This is a genomic window from Colwellia sp. SU-HH01217 (assembly GCF_057543495.1).
This window is the reverse complement of record NZ_BAAJLX010000002.1, coordinates 76,624-97,294: the sequence shown is the minus strand read 5'-3', so window position 1 is coordinate 97,294 and position 20,671 is coordinate 76,624. Positions and strand designations below refer to the sequence as shown.

Sequence of the window (20,671 nt, the reverse complement as noted above, 5' to 3'; positions counted from 1 at the left end):
AACAGTTTATAGATTTACATTTAAGAGGCGGATAGTATGTCTGATGAAAGACGCAGTACTAATGATAAAATGGATTCAAATGATGAAGTCCTTCAGTGGGTTACTTTTACGTTAGAATCAGAAGTTTATGGTATTAACGTAATGCAGGTACAAGAAGTGCTTCGATATACTGAAATAGCTCCTGTACCCGGTGCTCCTTTATATGTGTTGGGGATTATTAACCTGCGAGGTAACGTAGTTACCGTTATTGATACTCGTTCAAGATTTGGCTTAGAGTCTGCTGAAGTTACTGATAACACAAGAATCGTAATTATTGAAGCCGACAAGCAAGTAATAGGTATTTTAGTTGATAAAGTCTCTGAAGTTGTTTATTTGCGTGCGTCTGAAATAGATGAAGCGCCTAATGTTGGTAATGACGAAAGCGCTAAATTTATTCAAGGGGTCTCAAATCGCGAAGGAGAGCTTTTGATTCTCGTTGACTTAAATAAATTATTATCTGATGATGAATGGGATGAGCTTAAACAGTTTTAAGCTAAGCGAATAACAGTTAACGAAAAATAGTAAAGTCTGATTAGTCAGGCTTTTTTGTTTTAATGGAGATAATGAGATGACATTATTAGCAGTACCAATAATTGCAGTGTGTGCTTTAATTTTAAGTCTTGTTGTTGGCGTTTATTGTAAGTTAGCCTTAACTTCCATTAAAAGTGAGAATGTAAAGTTAAATAAAAAACAACAGGTGAATGATATTTTGGTTAACGAAATGAAGTTCATCATCGACAGTCAGCAAGAAAGTATTAATAGTTTATTAACGAGCTACGACTCTTATCAAAATGAGAGCAACCAAGTATTTAAACAATTAGAGTTTAGAACGAAAACATTACAAAGTGAGTTGCAAACTTTTCAAGAACAATTAAAACAGCATATTGAACAGCAGCCCGAAGATAAGCTGTATAGCAGAGCATTTAAATTAGCTGCTAAAGGCGCTGACATAGAAGAAATTATTAAAGAATGTGAGTTACCTAGAGCAGAAGCAGAAATGCTTTTATCCGTGTACAAAACAAATCAAAATTAGTGAATGTAACGATTTACGTCTTGTTTAAACCGCAAAAGTCTATTCAAAATACTTACCTATGGAAAACAGTAACAGTCATGGTAGAATCTTCCGCTCTCAAAAAAATAGCTTTATTATTATCATAGCCATGCTAAGGAAAGAACAGTGAAATTATCCTGCTTTTATTTTCTCAAACGTTACTGCAAATTAGTACTACTGGTTGTTTTAGTTTCTGGTTGTTCCTCTAGTCCTCAGTCAGAAAATCATGGTAGCGGCGATAGTAGAGATCCTATAGAGCCAATTAATAGAGCTTTTTGGACAATTACATGGGATTACACCGATAAGTATATTTCTAAGCCTGCCTCTATGGCCTACACTAAATACACGCCTGTTTTTTTACGTTCTGGCCTTTACAACATGGCGCTAAATTTAAATGAGCCATCGAGTATCATCAATAATTTATTACAAGCTAAGTTTACTAACGCAGCAAAAAGTACAGGGCGATTTCTCCTAAACTCCACTATCGGCTTATTGGGGTTTTATGATCCGGCAAGTGATTTTGGTTGGACAGGTGATCAAGAGGAGTTTGGCGAAGTGCTAGGTACGTATGGCGTAGGCGACGGACCATTTTTAGTAATACCTGGAATAGGACCAAGTTCTGTTCGTGAAGAAGTTGGCGACTATGTCGATAAATATTACTGGCCGCTTGCGGTAATCGACTTTTGGCCAAACCTTGCTAGATGGACAATTTTAGGCTTAGAGCAAAGAGCAGCATTGGCTGATCAAGAGCCTTTAATTAATGATGCGCTTGATGATTATGAGTTTGTAAAAAATGCTTATTTTCAAAATATGAATTACCGACTTTATGACGGTCATCCCCCTGTAGTTATTGATGAAGATGAAGAAGCAGAGCTTGATGCGTTTATGGATGAGTTCGATGATGAAGAATTTGACGGTGAAGAGTTCGACGGTGAAGAGTTTGATTAAATAGCGTTAGTGAATTAATAGCCTTCTCGCAAAGGGCAGGCTATTAATCTCATCAATCTCGTGATAAACCGCTCAAGCAATACAATACTCTTTTCAATTTAAACGTTTTTATCTATAACTTTCTTCTACCGCGATTTGTAAAAGTTAAAAAAAGCACATAAACGAGTACCGTCTTGGCTTGCAATTTGATAGAATTGCGCAAAAATTTTATCGCTGGAATAATTAGATGAATGTAATAGAAGCAAATTTTGACGCAAAAGGTAAAAAAATTGCCGTAGTTGTGTCTCGTTTTAACAGTTTTATTGTTGAAAGTTTACTTGAAGGTGCTATTGATGCCTTAAAACGTCATGGTAATGTTGCAGACGAGGACATTACGATTGTTCGCGTTCCTGGTGCATATGAATTACCTGTTGCAGCAAAACGCATTGCACAAAAAGGTGAATTTGACGCTATTATTGCAATTGGCGCTGTCATTCGCGGTGGTACTCCTCATTTTGATTTTGTTGCTGGTGAATGTAATAAAGGTTTAGCTCAAGTTGCAATGGAGTTTACCGTGCCTGTTGCTTTTGGCGTAATAACTACAGATACCATTGAGCAAGCTATTGATCGTGCTGGTACAAAAGCAGGTAATAAAGGTGCTGAAGCAGCCCTTAGTGCTTTAGAAATGGTTAATGTTTTAACCAAGCTATAATTTAAATTTGAGAAAAATTGTGAAACCATCACCTAGAAGAAAAGCCCGCGAATTAGCGGTACAAGCAGTATACTCTTGGCAGTTAAGTCAAAATTCAGTAACAGATATTGAAACTAACTTTTTAACTGACAACAGCGCCCGCCGTTTTGATATTGCTTATTTTCAGCAGTTATTACATGGTGTTACTTCAAGTGTTAGTCGAATTGACCATGAAATATCACCTCATGTTGATCGTCCTCTAGATGATGTTGATCACGTTGAAAAAGCAATATTACGAGTTGCAATTTACGAGTTGCAAGCGTGTACCGATGTGCCATACAAAGTTGTTATTAACGAAGCTATTGAGTTAGCAAAATCTTTTGCTGCCGATGATAGTCACAAATTTGTCAATGGTGTTTTAGATAAAGCAGTGAAGTTAATTCGTCCTCAAGAATAACCTAGCTTATTCTAGTCACTAAAATCTACAGAAAGTCTACGTGAAGTAATCTATGAAAGAGTTTAATCTCATTAAACGGTTTTTTACCGAACAGGTAATTAACCGTAGGGATGTTGTGTTAGGAATAGGTGATGATTGTGCTTTACTTGCACCAGCCGAACGTCAACATATAGCCGTAACCACAGACACACTTGTTAGTGGCGTACACTTTCCATTAGATACAGCACCACGCGCTATTGGCCATAAAGCAATCGCGGTAAATTTATCTGATCTTGCTGCGATGGGCGCTGAGCCAACTTGGATTTCACTCGCCTTAACCTTACCAAAATTCGATCATCAATGGTTAGAAGAGTTTAGCGCTGGTCTTTTTGAGTTATGTGAGTATTATAATATTCAACTCATCGGTGGTGATACAACTCAAGGGCCATTAAGCGTAACAGTAACAGCTCAAGGCTTGGTGCCTGTTGATACACATATAAGTCGTTCAGGTGCTAAATCTGGTGATTGGATTTATGTCACAGGTGAGCTCGGCGATGCAGCATTAGCTTTGCAACATATTCAAGGTAAAGTAGTAATTGAGAATGTGTTTAAAGAGCAAATACTTTCTAAGTTAGATTACCCTAAACCTCGAGTTCTTGCAGGGCAAAACTTACGAGAGTATGCATCATCTGCTATTGATTTGTCTGATGGTATTATTGCCGATCTTGGTCATATCTGTGAGGCTTCTGGTGTCGGAGCAAACATAGTTTTAGATTCATTACCTTTATCTGAAGTCCTTAAAAAAACACTAGGCCTAGAACAAGCGATAGAACTAGCGTTAGCTGGAGGCGATGACTATGAGTTATTGTTTACCGTATCAGAAGATAATAAAGTCGGTATGGAAACCACCATGCGAAACTCTGGTGTACCATTTACCTGTATCGGACAAATGAATATGTCAGGGAAAATTACTACCACTATGGATAGTAAAGTGGTGCCTATTAATGTAAAAGGTTTTGAGCATTTTTCAGAGCAAAATGACTAAAGCTAAATCAACTGATAAATTTACTTTATCTGATCCTATTCAATTTTTAGCCCTAGGCTTTGGTACAGGCTTAGCCCCTAAGGCACCTGGAACTTTTGGCACCCTTGCCGCACTTCCTCTTTATTTCTTAATGTTGCCATTATCAACTCTAGCCTATGGCGCACTGCTGATTATCATGAGTGTGGCTGGCATATATATTTGTCAAAAAGCGGCTGATGCTGCAGGGGTACATGATCATGGCGCTATTGTCTGGGATGAAATCGTTGGCTTTTTAATTACTATGTTCATGGTGCCAGTGAGTTGGCAGAGTCTAGTCGTTGGCTTTGTTTTGTTTAGATTTTTTGATATTTTAAAACCTTGGCCGATCTCTTTCGTTGATCGAAAGGTCCATGGTGGATTCGGTATTATGTTAGACGATGTGTTAGCCGGTGTATTTGCTTTCGCTTGTATGCAGTTAATTTTTTAACTTTCTGAATTTGTGACATAAAAAAACCTAAGTTTTAAGGCTTAGGTTTAAGAATCACTAGCATTATTTCTTGACGGTTAGTGCAGTATTCTCGCTCGAATAGTACCATCGATTAATTTCAACTCTTTAAGCGCTTTGGCGCTATCCTCTGTTTCAATATCGATAACCACATAACCAATTTTATCGTCAGTCTGTAAGTATTGCGCAGCAATATTAATATCATGATGAGCAAATGCTTGGTTAATTTTAGTTAACACACCTGGTTGGTTGTGGTGAATATGTAATAAACGACTTGTCCCAACGTGGCCAGGAAGAGATACAACAGGAAAATTAACGGCAGATAAAGTTGAACCATTATCTGAGTATTTAGCCAGTTTACTCGCTACCTCTAAACCAATGTTTTCCTGTGCTTCTTTAGTACTACCACCAATATGAGGAGTAAGAATAACGTTATCAAAACTACGTAATGGTGAAACAAACTCTTCATCATTACCTTTAGGCTCAACCGGAAATACATCGATTGCAGCTCCACCTACTTTTTTATCAGTTAGTGCTTGCGCTAAGGCATCAATATCTACCACTGTACCACGAGAGGCATTGATGAATATTGCACCTGTTTTCATGGCATTAAATTGCTCTGTACCAATCATATACTGTGTTTGCGGAGTTTCAGGAACATGTAAACTTACTACGTCAGATTCTGCTAGTAGCGCGTCTAACGAACTTGATTGGCTAGCATTACCTAGTGGTAATTTTGTTTCAATATCATAAAAGCGAACACGCATACCTAACGTTTCAGCTAAAATACCAAGTTGCATACCAATATGACCATAGCCGATAATTCCTAGTACCTTACCTCTAGCTTCAACAGAGCCAGTAGCTGACTTATTCCATTCACCTCTATGTGCCTTTGCACTCTTCTCTGGAATCCCTCGTAGTAATAACAAAGTTTCTCCTAATACAAGCTCAGCAACAGAGCGAGTATTTGAAAATGGTGCATTAAAAACAGGGATCCCTAAAATTTGTGCCGCAGTAGTATCTACCTGATTGGTTCCAATACAGAAGCAACCAATAGCAACCAATTTTTTTGCATGACTTAATACATTTTCATTTAACTGAGTACGCGAGCGTATACCGATAAAGTGTACCGATGCTATTTTTTTGATTAACTCTTCTTCACTCAATGAGGTCTTGAGTGTTTCTATGTTGTTATAACCTTTACCGTTAAGCTCTGCGAGGGCACTTGGATGAACGCCTTCAAGGAGTAAAATTTTTATTTTGTCTTTTGCTAAAGAATTACTGCTCATGATATCACTCGTTTCTCTGTTGAATGTACTAGTTATTTTAATGGTTGCTAGCTAATATAATAATTATTTTAGATGGCTAGAGACCTAAAATAACATATAGTGCTTAAACTCTAAAGTGTTTATTTAAGCAAAATTGTCGAATAATTATTCTTTGAATATTATAATCAGTTTATTATTTAACAAACATTAGAAAGCCTAGTTTACTACCGATACGCCAGATTCGCTGCCTAGCACTAAAATATCGGCACCTCGATGAGCAAATAAACCGTTGGTTACAACACCAACAAGTGCGTTAATTTGAACTTCTAACGCCTTAGGATCAATTATCTCTAGGTTATGCACATCTAGAATAACGTTGCCATTATCAGTAATTACTCCTTGGCGGTATACGGGATCACCTCCTAACTTTACTAATTCGCGTGCGACATAACTCCTTGCCATAGGAATAACTTCCACAGGTAAAGGAAAATTGCCAAGAACATTCACTTGTTTGCTCTCGTCGGCTATACAAATAAACTGTTTGGCAACGGCAGCGACAATTTTTTCACGGGTAAGCGCAGCACCACCTCCTTTTATCATGGCTTTATGTTTTGTTATTTCATCTGCGCCATCAACATAGACATCGAGTACATTAACACTATTAAGATCGAAAACTTCAATACCATGAGATTGTAACCGTTTGGTTGATTCATCAGAGCTAGAAACAGCCCCGATTATTTTATCTTTCATAGTCGCTAAGGCATCAATAAAGTAATTAACGGTTGAACCAGTACCAACACCAACAATTGTGTCATTTTTTATAAATTCCAGTGCTTTAATCGCAGCTGTTTTTTTCATTTCATCTTGTGTCATAGATTACGCCAATGTGTTAATTGTTATAGTAAGAATATTAATCGAAAATATTTTATGTGGGTACGGTTTGTACAGTATTTTTGAGATTATACCAGTGAAATACTTGCTCTGTGAATTAGATTAATAGCTTTTAGTTGGGGTGATCATTTCAGGTAAAGGAATATCCCACAATTGTGTTGGAATACATCTTACTAATTGGCAGTCGTGTGCAATACCGATAGGGTAGGGAAGTGCTTGATTATTTTTATCAAATCTTTGCTTCCATGTTGATAAGGTTCTGTCATAAAACCCACCACCCATTCCTAAACGAGCTCCCGTTGAGTCAAATGCTACTAATGGGGTGCATAATACTTCAATGCTATCGACTTGTTTTATAGCGTTAACATCTAATTTAGGTTCCATAATTCCATATAAGTTTGTAACCATTTTTGTTTCTGGGGTGTAGTTTAGAAATAACAAATTACCTTTACTAAATGGGTGAATAACAGGTAAATAAACTCTTTTATTATGCTGCCAGCACCATTGAATAAATGGATAAGGGTCAAGCTCTCCATCAATTGCTAGATATACAGCAATATGCTGAGCGGATAATACTTTAGGGTGCTTGGCAAGTTGTTTTTTTAAATTATTTGATGCCGTGCATTGCTCTTCATGAGAGAGAGCATTGCGGAGTTCACGGACTTGTTTTCTTATCTTACTTCTTATAGTCATTAAGTGAGTATACTTTGTGTGAGCATATTTAGCGTTTTAAAATAAAAAAGCTGAAAGAAGTACTTTCAGCTTTTAAGTGTTAATTCATCAGCTTCAACATAAGCTAATGAAACATCTATTTAGTTGCGTGTTTCAGAGATACCTTCATGCGTACCTGTTACTGAAATCTCTTCTTCAAGCTTTTCTTCTAAATCTTCAATATGAGCACCTTCAGCGCCGTGCATCCATTCAAGTAGTTTCCCAGCAGAAGCAAATATGATGATACCAGTAATCAAAGCTGCTAAGCCAACAGACAAGAAGATGTTACTCGCATTGTCTACCATTTCTTGGCCTTCACCAACAAAGCCACCAATAAACGCAGCAAGTTTATTTGAAAGTGCGGTAAAGAAGAACCAAATACCCATCAGTAAAGAAGTAAACTTAAGTGGCGCTAACTTGGTAACCATTGACAACCCAATAGGTGATAAACATAACTCACCTAAAGTATGGAACAGGTAAGCAAATACTAAAAATAACATGCTAACCTTAACTGTAACATCTCCACCTTGTACCATAGTTGCCCAAAGCATTACGAAGAAACCTAACGCTAAAAATAACATTGCTAATGCAAACTTTTTAGGGGACGTTGGCTCATTTGAACCCATTTTAACCCAAACAGAAGCAACAAGAGGTGCAAGCATAATAATAAACATGGCGTTTAGTGATTGAAATGATGATGCAGCAATTTCAAAACCAAATAAATTACGGTCGGTAAAATCAGAAGCGTAAATAGTAAATAAACCACCAGCTTGTTCAAAACCTGCCCAGAAAATAACTGAGAACATGCTCATAATTAAAATAACTTTCATGCGATCAAAGTCTTCAGAAGTTAATGGTGCATGGGCTTTTTGTTCGCCTTTAGTGCGAAGCGCAGAGGGTTGAACCCCAATGTCGCCTAAATATTTATTCGCTAAAGTAAGTTGTAAAGTTAAGCCCACTAACATGCCACAACCCGCTAGAATAAAGCCGTAGTGCCAGTTAACAGTTTCACCTAAAACACCAACAGTAAGAGGAGCTAAAAATGCCCCTAAATTAATACCCATATAGAAAATCGTAAAAGCACCATCTCGACGGTGATCACCATCTTCATACAAATCGCCAACTAAACTTGACACATTCGCTTTAAATAACCCATTACCAGTTACAATCAATGCTAACCCGATATAGAAGACGGTTTCTTCCATACCCGCGATCATTGACTTAGGAATACCCAAGGTAAAATACCCTAAAGCGAAAATAATTCCACCGTATATTATAGCCTTCCGTTGACCAATAAAGTTATCAGCAAGCCAACCACCTAGTACGGGAGTTAAGTAAACCGCCATGGTAAAGGTACCATAAAGGCTTAACGCATCTGCATTTGTCCAACCAAATCCACCTTCTTCAACTGTTGCTACCAAATACAATACCAATAAGGCACGCATACCGTAATAACCGAAACGTTCCCACATTTCCGTTCCGAACAAGAGAAAAAGGCCTTTAGGGTGGCCAAAAAGCGTACCCGCGTTAGGTTTATTCATATTATTATCCTTTCTAAATATTGCTTATATATAATATACAGCCCGTGTTATACCTTTGCTGAGGTATAAAGGCAAGTATTCAACATTTGGTTGCTTGAATTATGTACTGAAATGTTTCCTCTAATTATTCAAATAATATTTTAGTCACACTATATTAGTTTATGGTTTAGGTAGCCCTAGAGAAGGTGTAACTCTTGAATAAGAAAGTGAATAATGACAGAGAATGAAAACTTGCGAGTTGTTTGCCCCTAATTATACTGATAAACTTCCTCGCTTAATTGACAGGCTAACTTTCACTTTTAACAAGAGCAGTAGCTTTCTTTTTTACATGATTATTGATTTTAAAAAACTAATTAGATTCATTGTTTAATCATTTTTGTTTTTCAACGCTCACAGGAATTATTTGCGCAAATGACAACATTCTTTAAATTTACACTTGCGGTGTTTACCGTGTTGTTTTTTTCTCTCAATCTTAATGCGGCTGAAATAAGTCAACAGCAAATTGAGCAATTTAAAAAATTACCAGCTAGCCAACAAAAAACCTTAGCCCAAAGCATGGGAATTGATTATAACGATTTAAAAGCTCAGTTATCAGGTAATAAATCGAACAATGAGAAAGACAACACTAACACTCAGGTTTATCCTCGTGGCACCTTATTTGATGAAGAAGGTAACCCGTTATTTGAAGAGTTAGACGAAATTGAAAAAGAAGAAGAAGAGCTTGAAAAGAAAATAACGCCTTTTGGCTACGATGTTTTTGCTAATGCGCCTTTTACTTTCGCACCTACAATGGATATCGCAATTCCAGAAGGTTATATCATTGGTCCAGGCGATAAATTGTCTATTCAAGTATTCGGAAAAGAAACTATTGATGTTGAAATGGTTGTAACTCGCGAAGGTGAATTAGTCTTTCCTAACCTTGGCGCCTTTAAAGTGGCAGGGTTAACCTTTATTGAACTTAAAGCATTCATTAGTAATAAAATAAAAGAACGAATTATTGGTGTTAATGTAGTGGTTGGCATTGCCTCTTTACGTTCAATGCGTATTTTTGTTTTAGGTGAGGCCTTTAAGCCTGGACCATATACACTAAGCTCACTTTCAAGTGTTACTCATGCGTTGTTTGCTGCGGGTGGTATTAACGATATTGGTTCATTAAGAAATATCCAATTAAAGCGTTCTGGAAAATTGATTAAAACTATCGACTTGTATGAGTTGTTAATTAATGGTGACTCGTCAGACGATATTTTATTACAATCGGGCGATGTAGTATTTATCGCTCCAGTTGGCCGAACCGTTACCGTAGATGGTGAAGTACGACGTCCAGCAATATATGAACTTAAAGATAGTGATACTTTTGCTGATGCCATTAATATGGCAGGCGGATTCTTGCCTTCTGCTTATGCAAAATCAACCATCGTTGAGCGCTATAACCAAAGCCGTTTACGTAGCATTGTTAATGTCGATTTAACTAATGAAAGGCAACTGGCTGAAAAAGTCCGACAAGGTGATTATATTAAAGTAATGGAGACTGCTGAAATGTTCGAGCAGTCTGTTACCTTAATTGGTGCTATTACTCGTCCAGGTAAATATCAATGGAGCCAAGGTCAACGTGTTACTGATTTACTCCCTGGTATTGATACTCATCTCTTAGCCAATGCTGATTTAAACTATACCTTAATCGTGCGTGAAACTGACTTAGCTCGAAACATTGAAATTTTACAATTGTCGTTAGCTAAAGCTATCGCGCAGCCTAATTCAGAAGATAATCCACTACTACTCCCTAGCGATAAAATAATTGTTTTTTCTACGACATCCAAAATGGCTGAAGAACAAATCAGGTTAGATGATCTGGCTTATACTGAAGACGAACTGTTCAAAAAAGAGAAGTTACTCGCAAAAGAAAAATATAAAACCAAGTTGTTCTGGGAAAAGTATGGTGAAGAAGGTATTCAGTATGAAATTGATTTAGAAGAAGAAAAAGAAAAAGAACTAAGAAGTCAATCAATTGCAAATTTAACTGGGGGTAAAGTTGAAGAAGAGGTAGAGTTAAAAGAGTTAAGCTTATTCTCTCGCCAACGTTTACTTTTACCAGTTATTCAAAAGCTTAAACAACAAGGTGGTGCAGGTTTAGCCATCCAACTGGTTGAAATCGATGGTCAAGTTAAATTTCCAGGTGTATATCCTTTACCGGTAAATGGTCGAGTAGGCGATTTAATTACTGCAGCAGGTGGTGTAAACGAATCTGCGTATTTAGCTAAAGCAGATATAACACGAAATATTGTTAACTCTTACGGCGTTGAAAAAACGTCTTTAGCTGTAAATTTAACTAAAGCTTTAAAAAATAGTCCAGAAGATAATGTTTTATTAACCAGTAAAGATAGACTCAATATTCATACTATACCGTCATGGAGTGAAAACCACGTAATTGAGTTGCGAGGGGAGTTTGTTTTTCCTGGAAAGTATACAATTCGACGTGGCGAAAGTCTTGCTGATTTAGTGCTTAAGGCTGGCGGGCTAACCGATTATGCCTACGCTCAAGGCTCTGTATTTTCAAGGGTTAAATTAAAAGAGTTAGAGCAACAAAACCTCTTTAAATTAGCAAGTGACTTGCGTATTGAAATGGCGTCTCAATCATTGACAAAAGATACAGCCGCGCAGTCATACGAAGAAGCACAAAGGATGCTTGCAGATTTAACAAAAACTCAACCTGTTGGTCGACTAGTTATTGATTTAGAACGAATTGTTGCAAATAATGATTATGACGTTTTACTTGAAGATGGTGACGTACTTTATGTGCCTACTTTGAACAATTCAATAAACGTAATTGGCCAAGTGCAAGTCACCTCGTCACATATTTATGATGAAACTTTAACTGCGGCTGACTATTTGGCGCAATCAGGTGGCAGTAAGAAACGAGCAGATGAAAGTCGAACCTATATTATTTCAGCGAATGGTCGAATAAAAATGATGGGGAGTAGCAGCTGGTTTGCTGATGACGAATCTTCTCGATTACAGCCTGGAGATACTATTGTTGTACCTCTCGATGCTGAATATATGAATAATCTTGAATTGTGGACCAATGTCACGGGTATTATATACAATTCAGCGGTCGCCATTGCAGCAATTAGCGGTATTTAATGTTTAGTAATAACTTAGTCAGTATTACAATAGTTTTTAATTAAAGTTTAAAGGAATAATTGAAATAATGTTACATCAATTGAGTAATGCCAAAATTGCTATCATTGGTTTAGGCTATGTAGGTCTGCCTCTAGCTGTTGAGTTTGGTAAAAAATACCCAACAGTAGGTTTTGATATCAACAGCAAGCGTGTTGAAGAATTAAAACAAGGGTATGATTTCACTTTAGAGGTCTCAGATAGCGAACTTGCTGATTCTGCTTTTATTTCTTATAGTTGTAAGGTTGAAGATCTTAGGAGCAGTAACGTATACATTGTTACCGTGCCAACACCTATTGATGAACATAAACAACCAGATTTAACGCCCTTGATTAAAGCCAGCGAAATGCTTGCTAAAGTAGTATCGAAAAACGATATTGTTATTTATGAATCTACTGTTTATCCAGGCGCAACTGAAGATGTCTGTATTCCACAAATAGAAAAAAATTCATCCCTTAGCTTTAACCAAGATTTTTTTGCAGGTTACAGCCCTGAACGAATTAATCCTGGAGACAAAGAACATCGTGTTACCAATATTTTAAAAGTTACTTCGGGTTCAACCCCAGAAATTGCTAATTTTGTAGATGACCTCTATGCATCAATTATTGTTGCCGGCACTTATAAAGCCTCTTCTATCCAAGTGGCAGAAGCGGCAAAAGTTATTGAAAACACACAACGAGATTTGAATATTGCATTAATTAACGAATTAGCGGTGATATTCAATAAACTCAATATTGACACAGAAGAAGTGTTAAAAGCGGCAGGCACTAAATGGAATTTCCTCCCATTTAGACCCGGTTTAGTTGGTGGGCATTGCATTGGTGTTGATCCTTATTACTTAACGCATAAAGCACAGTCTATTGGCTATAACCCAGAGGTAATTCTTGCAGGACGCAGAATTAATGATGGTATGGCGGCTTATGTTGTTACTCAACTGACGAAAGTGATGATCAAACGTAAATTACAAATAAATGGAGCTAATGTGTTAGTGATGGGGCTAACGTTTAAAGAAGATTGCCCAGATGTACGTAATACCAAAGTTGTCGATATTCTTAGTGAGTTAGCAGAATACAATATTAATGTCGACGTTTATGACCCTTGGGTTAATGCACAAGATGCAAAACATGAATATGGTGTTGAATTAATCGATACACCTAAACATAAACACTACGACGCGATTGTATTTGCTGTAGCTCACCACCAATTTAAAGCGATGACGAATCAAGAGATAATACAATTAATGAAAGATGAACATGTTATTTATGATTTGAAATACATCATCGATAAAGCCATTGTTGATATACGATTATAGTTACGAGTTATCAAGAACATTGTAAAGCGCATTAAATTTGAACACTAAAGACTAGGTTAGATAACAAGGAAAGATATGTCTCGCTACCAACAAATAAAAGAAAGTTTAATTAACTCGCCTAAAACATGGTTAATTACCGGTTGTGCTGGGTTTATCGGTTCAAATTTATTAGAGCATCTGTTGTTACTGAACCAAAATGTTGTCGGCTTAGACAACTTTGCTACGGGTCATCAGCACAACTTAGATGAAGTTAAAGCTCAAGTATCCCAAGAGCAGTGGGCTAAATTTAACTTTATTAAAGGTGATATAAGAGAATTAGGTGATTGTCATAAAGCGGTTTACAACGTTGACTTTATTCTTCATCAAGCAGCATTAGGCTCAGTACCGCGCTCAATAGCAGATCCTATTTTAACCAATTCTGCCAATATTAATGGTTTTTTAAATATGTTAGTTGCGGCAAAAGAAGCCAAAGTTAAAACCTTTGTTTATGCTGCTTCAAGTTCGACATACGGTGATCATCCTGCCTTACCCAAAGTTGAAGACGCTATTGGCAAGCCTTTGTCGCCTTATGCAGTAACTAAATATGTAAATGAATTATATGCTGATGTATTTCATAAAACCTACGGATTAAACGCCATTGGTTTGCGTTATTTTAATGTTTTTGGCAAACGACAAGACCCAGAAGGAGCATATGCAGCTGTGATCCCCAAATGGACCGCTGCGATGATCGAAAACCAAACCGTTTTAATAAATGGCGATGGCGAAACGAGTCGTGACTTTTGTTTTGTTGAAAATGCAGTACAAGCTAATATATTAGCTGCAATGGCTAATGAGCCTGCTAAAAATCAAGTATACAATGTCGCACTAGGTGATAGAACGACCTTAAATACCTTATTTAACAGCTTAAAAACTTCATTGAACAATAATGGCGTTAAATATAACAACACACCAGAATACCAAGAGTTTAGGGCTGGTGATGTTCGACACTCTCAAGCTGATATATCTAAAGCACAGTCACTTTTAGGGTATGAACCTGAGTTTAGAATTGGGCAGGGTATCGAAAAAGCAATGCCTTGGTATATCGATTTTATTTCTAAAGTATAAGCGCTAACTTTTAAACAATTAAATAAAAAATTGCCTGTATAGTCAAATTTTGCCTGTAACTATATGAGTGTATGTCCTATAATATAGCCGTTTTTAGCACTATATACATTTTTTAGGTTTTATTTAACGAAATGTAATAAAGCTTTATCGATTTTTTAATTACTTGCACATTAGCGTATTTCAGTTGTTATATTGATGTTGAGATAGGTGCTTGTTAAAGTTTATTTACTATAGATTACTCACTATAGGAAACCCTCACACTTAGTGTGATTCTTCAGGATCAAATGATATAACTATGGTTATTTTATCAACAATACTCACTACATTCTGTTTTGCTTATTTAGCAATAAAGTTTGTCAAACCTGTAGCGATTGAAGTCGGTTTAGTTGATAAACCCAGTGAGCGTAAACACCATTCAGGCCATATACCCCTTATTGGCGGTATTTCAATTTTTTTAGCTGTGTTAGCAGCAAGCTTGATCTGGCTACCTAACACACTTGAACTTCGCATGTATTTAATTGCCTCAGCAATGATGGTCTTTATTGGTGTGCTTGATGATAAGTTCGATTTACGAGTGAGGGTAAGAATTGTTGGGCAAATTATAATTGCTAGCCTAATGATATACGGTGTTGGTGGTTATATTGATAACTTGGGTAATATTTTTGGCTTTGGTGATGTTACTTTAGGTCCTTTTGGAATTTTATTTACCTATATTGGCATTATTGTCGTAATAAATGCTTATAACATGATTGATGGTATTGATGGTTTAATTGGTAGTTTGAGTCTAAATACTTTTACCTCAATCGCGCTATTGTTTTTAATGAGCGGACAAACAGACTACATTAGTTATCCTCTAATTTTAGCGACAGCAACCTTACCCTACTTAATGTGTAATTTAGGTTTATTTCAACAAGGTACTAAAAAAATATTTATGGGTGATGCTGGCAGCATGTTTGTAGGTTTAAGTGTCATCTGGTTACTTACTATGGGAACGCAAGGTGAACAAGCCTCTTTTCGTCCTGTTACCGCATTGTGGATTTGTGCCATACCGTTAATGGATATGCTGGCTATTGTAATTCGCCGTTACCGAAAAGGACGTTCTCCATTTAAGCCTGATCGAGATCACCTCCATCATATTCTTCAACGTGTAGGTTTTAGTTCACATAAAACTTTAGTGATTATTTCTTTACTTTCAGTATCAATGTCTATTTTTGGTATATTGAGCGAATACTTCAAAATAAACGAAAGTTTATTATTGATATTGTTTTTAGTTGTTTTTGTCTTTTATTCAATCATAATCCAACAAATAAGTGATAAGCATAATAGGTGATAATAAATATCACTCCGATTATAATGTCTTGTTGTTCTAACCCTATTTAAACTCCTAAGAAATATTAGTTTGAAATCCGTTGAGAATAGGCATTTTGTGCTTTAATCATCTTTGCTTGTTTTTAATGTGAATGAAACAACCTTAATACTACCAGTGATATAGATTGTATTGAATTTTAAGTGAGGTTAGAAATTAACTGGAAACGTTCTATAGATATAAAAAAATAGTTGTAGTCTTAAGGAAAAAGCTACTAGCATTAAGGCTTTACAGCTCAGTTTACTGCCATTATAATATCTAGATTGATACTATATTCTTTTATTAAGTGCATGATTTGTGATAAATAAAAACAACAATCAAGAGGTTAACATAAAACACTCACCTATAGCCTCTTCCTTATTTGATCCAGTAGAGCAAAATAACAAAGAAAATGAGGTAACCTTTAGTGAACTTATATCTGCTATTTGGGCTGGAAAATTGCTCATCTTATTCTTCGGTATTTTATTTACTCTAGGCTCTATAGCAATAGCTTTATCAACACCTGATATTTATAAGGCTTCCTCAACTATGGCCCCTGTTTCTTCAGATAGTGGGTCCGGTGGCTTAGCTAGTTTAGCTGGGAAATTTGGTGGGTTAGCGAGTATGGCAGGGTTAAATCTTGTTGGTGGAGATACTATAGATAAAACAGCACTAGCTATAGAAGTACTGAGAACAAGAACATTTATAGAGGGGTTTATTGATAGGCATCAGTTAACTGTTCCGCTTATAGCAGCAGATGGGTGGGATTACACCTCTGGGCGATTAACGTATGATGAGAATATTTATGATGTTAAAAACCAAAAATGGACACGGGTTGTAAAGTACCCTAAAAAGACTGAGCCATCTCCTTGGGAGTCGTACAAAGCATTCAGTAAAATATTCACAGTCTCACAATCTAAACTCACGTCTATGGTAACATTAGAAATTGAGTATTACTCTCCAAAATTGGCTCAGCAATGGTTAGAATGGTTGATTTTAGATATTAATAATTTTATGCGTGATCAAGATAAAAAGGAAGCTCAAGATTCCGTTAAATATTTAACTGAAAAATTACAAAAAATTCAAAATAGTAATATGGAAAATATTTTTTATCAGTTAATCGAAGAACAAACTAAGAACATGATGTTGGCAGAAGTGAAGACCGAATATGTTTTTAAAACTGTACAGCCTCCTCAAGTCCCTGATGTGAAAGCAAAACCAAAACGAGCATTAATAGTTATTTTAGGTGGGCTTCTAGGAGGGGTGTTTTCTGTATTAATCGTGTTGTTCAGATTTTTTTCAAAAAGAGCGACTAAGTAAATTTTAGTGCTAGTAAATTTAGGCATTTGATAGTAGTTACTAATTTGGCATTTATGATTAATCAACTTCTTATAATATTCGTTAAAGGTAAATTCATTGGCTTATTTATCACAAATTCAGTTACAAAATATGGGGTTTTCATTTTTAGGTAAAAATGTAAAGATCAGTGATAAAGCTAGTCTTTACAACTGTAGTGAAATCTCGATAAACGACAATGTCAGAATTGATGATTTTTGTGTTCTTTCAGGAAAAATTAGTATTGGCAAATATTGTCATATAACACCTTATTGTTTAATTGCAGGAGGCAAACTAGGTGTTGAAATAGGAGATTTTTCAACATTAGCGTATAGGGTTAATATATTCTCTCAAACTGATGATTACTCTGGCGAAACAATGGTTAATAGCCTAATCCCAAAAAGATATAAAAATGAATTGTTCAGTAAACTTGTTATTGGCAAGCATGTGATAATTGGAACTGCTTCGACTATTATGCCTGGAGCTAACATAGCAGACGGTTGTTCTGTAGGAGCTATGTCTTTAATAAACAAACCAACAAAACCTTGGGGTATTTATGTTGGTGTACCTGCCAAGCGTATGAAAGAACGAAAAAAAGCAATTTTACAAGCTGAAAAAGAATTTTTAATGGAAATAAATTAATGCTACCGTTTAATAAACCCCCCTATACAGGTAACGAAGAAAAGTACTTATTAGAAGCAGCAAGAAGTAATGCTATGGCTGGTGATGGGTATTTTTCAAAAAAATGTGAAAAATGGTTTGAAAATAAATTTTATGTAAAAAAATGTTTATTGACGCCTAACTGTACGCAGGCTCTAGAGATGGCTGCTATTTTACTCGATATACAACCTGGCGATGAAGTCATTATGCCAAGTTATACCTTTGTAAGTACTGCAAATGCATTTGTACTTCGAGGGGCGAAAGTTGTTTTTGTTGATATACGTAAAGACACTATGAATATCGACGAAGAGAAAATCGCAACAGCAATTACACATAAAACCAAAGCTATTGTGGTTGTTCATTATGCTGGTATTGCCTGTGAAATGGATACCATAATGAATATTGCTAAGACCAATAATATTTATGTGGTCGAAGATGCCGCGCAAGGTGTAATGAGCAGTTACAAAGGAAAAGCTTTAGGTACTATTGGACATTTGGGGGCTTTTAGCTTTCATGAAACCAAAAACTACAGCAGCGGTGGTGAAGGTGGTTTACTGCTTATTAACGATGATTTATTTATTGAACGAGCTGAGGTTATTAGAGAAAAAGGAACCAACAGAAGCAAGTTCTTTCGTGGAATGATTGATAAGTATTCATGGGTTGATGTGGGCAGTAGTTATCTTCCTAGTGAGCTACAAGCGGCTTACTTATGGGGGCAATTGGAGGACTCTGACACGATAAATGAAAAGCGTTTAAGTCTTTGGGATAGATACTTTTCAAGCTTGGCCCCTTTGCTAGAAACAAATGAATTAGAGCTTCCTTTTATTCCCGAACATTGTGTACATAACGCACATATGTTTTATATAAAAGTTAAAGATATTGACTGTCGCTCAGAATTCATCGCTTATTTAAAGAGTAAAAATATTATTTCTGTTTTTCATTATATTCCTTTACATTCTGCTGAGGCTGGACTTAAGTATGGAACTTTTTCAGGAATTGATATCTATACTACAAGTGAAAGCGAGCGACTGGTTAGGCTGCCAATGTATTTCAGTTTATCATTAACTGAAGTAGATGATATCTGTAAACACATCCTTAATTATTTTAAATAAATAGAGTCTTTCGTGCACTTAAAAAAGTCGCTAGTGATTACTTATTCAGCTCAAATATATTCCACAGTAATTACTTTAGCACTAACGCCTCTATTGATATCTTTTGTTGGTGCTGAAGGGTTCGGCTTAATAGGGTTTTATCTGATACTACAGACGTGGTTACAAGTTTTTGATGCGGGCGTTAGTGGAACATTATCGAGGCAAATTGCGCTCACGAAAGCGTGTAAAGACTCTCTTAAGCGCTTCCTTAAAGATTTTTATAAAATTTATGCCCTTTTTGCAGTTATTTCAGCGGTTATTTTTAAAGTAGGAACACAGTTCGCTGAAACATTCTCTAAGCATTGGTTTGAAACAACCCTGCCTTATGAATTGGTTTCCTTTTGCGTACAATCAATGATCGTTACACTGAGCTTCAAATACTTAAGCGGCCCTTTGCGAAGTGGGTTAATTGGCTTAGAGTCACATGGCGCATTAGGTATACATAACCTTGTGTATACTACGTTACGATACCCAGCAGGTTTGTTAATACTTTATTTATGCGACAGTTCATTAAAAGCATACTTTTCATATCAAGCAATTATCGCAATTATCGAATGGGGAAGTCTACAAGTCCTGTTTAACTTAAAATCTAAACAAACGATAAACAGCGTCGAGGTATCAGCATCACCAATCACCTCTTCGATAAAGACTTTGTTAATACTTTCAGCACAGTTATCAACACTGTCAATATTATGGGTTATCGTATCACAAATCGATAAATTACTGTTGTCAGGGGCTATGTCTCTAGATGAGTTCGGGTATTATTCATTAGCTGTTACAATATCAGGGGTGATATTCACACTAAATATGCCACTAAACCAAGTATTGATGCCACGATTAACAGCGTTACTATCCAGTAATAATACCAAGAAATATAGTACACTTTTAATCAATTCATCATTGCTTGCTGCAATGCTTTTTATTCCATTTAGTGTTTTTCTTTCAATTTTTGGGAAGGAGCTAGTTTGGGCATGGACTGGCAATATCACTGCTGCAGAGCATGCGTATCAGTACATCATGTGGTTAGCAATTGGTAACGTGGCTGCGGTATTTGTCAATTTTGCTTTCTTACTTCAATTTACTTTAAAAAATTTAAAAAAACATCTCCTTGCATATGCAATATATAGTGCTTTTGTAATACCTATAACCTTAAGTGTAGTAAGCTATTATCCTGGAGAAGGTACTGCTATGTTATGGATGGTTCATAATAGTTTATTCTTGATTTGTTGGGGGGGCTATACATTTAGATACTACTTAAAAGGCTACTTTAGCACTATATTAATGCCAGCTATTATTATATTATCTGGCGCCTCATTTTTAATACAGTCAAGCTTTTCACCAGTTATTGAGCTTTTCATAGAGAATAGGGGGTTGTTGTTCTTGTTTTTAGCTCTTGCTGGCTTGCTCTGTGTTAGTATCTTAATCTTGGCTGGTTATCTCATAAGGCAGCACATCGCTATTGCGGTACATAAAATATCTTTAGTTACTGAGAGTTAATTTACTTTA

19 protein-coding genes are annotated in these 20,671 nt (G+C 36.2%); 15 read left to right on the top strand and 4 right to left on the bottom strand.

Annotated features, from left to right (window positions below):
* Positions 1 to 36 precede the first annotated feature (36 nt).
* From AC27G3_RS03545 to AC27G3_RS03515, 7 genes are all read left to right on the top strand, one after another.
* Positions 37 to 531: a chemotaxis protein CheW gene (locus AC27G3_RS03545; RefSeq protein ID WP_487118857.1), complete on the top strand. Its 495-nt coding sequence runs from the start codon at positions 37 to 39 to the stop codon at positions 529 to 531.
* Positions 532 to 607: 76 nt separating this feature from the next.
* Positions 608 to 1,072, top strand: a complete 465-nt coding sequence (locus AC27G3_RS03540; protein ID WP_487118855.1) for a DUF2802 domain-containing protein — start codon at positions 608 to 610, stop codon at positions 1,070 to 1,072.
* A gap of 144 nt (positions 1,073 to 1,216) precedes the next feature.
* Positions 1,217 to 2,038 carry an MlaA family lipoprotein gene (locus AC27G3_RS03535; protein ID WP_487118853.1) on the top strand — a complete coding sequence of 274 codons (822 nt, stop codon included), beginning with the start codon at positions 1,217 to 1,219 and terminating at the stop codon, positions 2,036 to 2,038.
* Positions 2,039 to 2,264: 226 nt separating this feature from the next.
* A complete protein-coding gene (ribH, locus tag AC27G3_RS03530) occupies positions 2,265 to 2,729 on the top strand; it encodes a 6,7-dimethyl-8-ribityllumazine synthase (protein WP_487118852.1) in 465 nt (154 codons plus the stop codon).
* 19 nt (positions 2,730 to 2,748) lie between these two features.
* A complete protein-coding gene (gene nusB, locus AC27G3_RS03525) occupies positions 2,749 to 3,165 on the top strand; it encodes a transcription antitermination factor NusB (RefSeq protein ID WP_487118850.1) in 417 nt (138 codons plus the stop codon).
* A gap of 52 nt (positions 3,166 to 3,217) precedes the next feature.
* Positions 3,218 to 4,189 (top strand): thiamine-phosphate kinase, encoded by a 972-nt coding sequence (thiL, locus tag AC27G3_RS03520; protein ID WP_487118848.1) that lies wholly within the window; start codon positions 3,218 to 3,220, stop codon positions 4,187 to 4,189.
* Positions 4,182 to 4,655, top strand: coding sequence for a phosphatidylglycerophosphatase A family protein (locus AC27G3_RS03515; RefSeq protein ID WP_487118846.1), 474 nt, complete (start codon positions 4,182 to 4,184; stop codon positions 4,653 to 4,655). The genes thiL and AC27G3_RS03515 overlap by 8 nt, the downstream gene beginning before the upstream one ends.
* A gap of 77 nt (positions 4,656 to 4,732) precedes the next feature.
* On the opposite strand, the gene serA is transcribed toward AC27G3_RS03515, so the two are convergent.
* The 4 genes from serA to AC27G3_RS03495 form a co-directional block, all read right to left on the bottom strand.
* Entirely contained in the window at positions 4,733 to 5,962 is a 1,230-nt protein-coding gene (gene serA / locus AC27G3_RS03510) for a phosphoglycerate dehydrogenase (protein WP_487118844.1), read from the bottom strand.
* A 195-nt stretch (positions 5,963 to 6,157) separates the two neighbouring features.
* Positions 6,158 to 6,814, bottom strand: a complete 657-nt coding sequence (gene rpiA / locus AC27G3_RS03505; protein WP_487118842.1) for a ribose-5-phosphate isomerase RpiA — start codon at positions 6,812 to 6,814, stop codon at positions 6,158 to 6,160.
* A gap of 120 nt (positions 6,815 to 6,934) precedes the next feature.
* On the bottom strand, positions 6,935 to 7,525 hold the full coding sequence (locus tag AC27G3_RS03500; protein ID WP_487118840.1) for a 5-formyltetrahydrofolate cyclo-ligase: 591 nt from the start codon (positions 7,523 to 7,525) through the stop codon (positions 6,935 to 6,937).
* Between the two features lie 119 nt (positions 7,526 to 7,644).
* Positions 7,645 to 9,084 carry a peptide MFS transporter gene (locus AC27G3_RS03495; protein ID WP_487118839.1) on the bottom strand — a complete coding sequence of 480 codons (1,440 nt, stop codon included), beginning with the start codon at positions 9,082 to 9,084 and terminating at the stop codon, positions 7,645 to 7,647.
* Between the two features lie 411 nt (positions 9,085 to 9,495).
* On the opposite strand from AC27G3_RS03495, the gene AC27G3_RS03490 reads away from it, so the two are divergent.
* The 8 genes from AC27G3_RS03490 (at position 9,496) to AC27G3_RS03455 (ending at position 20,662) form a co-directional block, all read left to right on the top strand.
* On the top strand, positions 9,496 to 12,222 hold the full coding sequence (locus tag AC27G3_RS03490) for an SLBB domain-containing protein (RefSeq protein ID WP_487118837.1): 2,727 nt from the start codon (positions 9,496 to 9,498) through the stop codon (positions 12,220 to 12,222).
* A gap of 67 nt (positions 12,223 to 12,289) precedes the next feature.
* The gene (gene tviB / locus AC27G3_RS03485) at positions 12,290 to 13,570 is read left to right on the top strand and encodes a Vi polysaccharide biosynthesis UDP-N-acetylglucosamine C-6 dehydrogenase TviB (RefSeq protein WP_487118835.1); all 1,281 of its coding nucleotides are present in this window, start codon (positions 12,290 to 12,292) and stop codon (positions 13,568 to 13,570) included.
* Positions 13,571 to 13,645: 75 nt separating this feature from the next.
* The gene (locus AC27G3_RS03480) at positions 13,646 to 14,674 is read left to right on the top strand and encodes an NAD-dependent epimerase/dehydratase family protein (RefSeq protein WP_487118833.1); all 1,029 of its coding nucleotides are present in this window, start codon (positions 13,646 to 13,648) and stop codon (positions 14,672 to 14,674) included.
* Positions 14,675 to 14,969: 295 nt separating this feature from the next.
* Positions 14,970 to 16,004, top strand: a complete 1,035-nt coding sequence (gene wecA / locus AC27G3_RS03475) for a UDP-N-acetylglucosamine--undecaprenyl-phosphate N-acetylglucosaminephosphotransferase (protein WP_487118831.1) — start codon at positions 14,970 to 14,972, stop codon at positions 16,002 to 16,004.
* Positions 16,005 to 16,337: 333 nt separating this feature from the next.
* Positions 16,338 to 17,339 carry a Wzz/FepE/Etk N-terminal domain-containing protein gene (locus AC27G3_RS03470; RefSeq protein WP_487118829.1) on the top strand — a complete coding sequence of 334 codons (1,002 nt, stop codon included), beginning with the start codon at positions 16,338 to 16,340 and terminating at the stop codon, positions 17,337 to 17,339.
* Positions 17,340 to 17,435: 96 nt separating this feature from the next.
* Positions 17,436 to 17,996: an acyltransferase gene (locus tag AC27G3_RS03465; protein WP_487118827.1), complete on the top strand. Its 561-nt coding sequence runs from the start codon at positions 17,436 to 17,438 to the stop codon at positions 17,994 to 17,996.
* Positions 17,996 to 19,126 carry a dTDP-4-amino-4,6-dideoxygalactose transaminase gene (gene rffA / locus AC27G3_RS03460; protein ID WP_487118825.1) on the top strand — a complete coding sequence of 377 codons (1,131 nt, stop codon included), beginning with the start codon at positions 17,996 to 17,998 and terminating at the stop codon, positions 19,124 to 19,126. Before AC27G3_RS03465 ends, rffA begins: the two co-directional genes overlap by 1 nt.
* A gap of 93 nt (positions 19,127 to 19,219) precedes the next feature.
* Positions 19,220 to 20,662, top strand: a complete 1,443-nt coding sequence (locus tag AC27G3_RS03455) for a lipopolysaccharide biosynthesis protein (protein ID WP_487118823.1) — start codon at positions 19,220 to 19,222, stop codon at positions 20,660 to 20,662.
* Positions 20,663 to 20,671 lie beyond the last annotated feature (9 nt).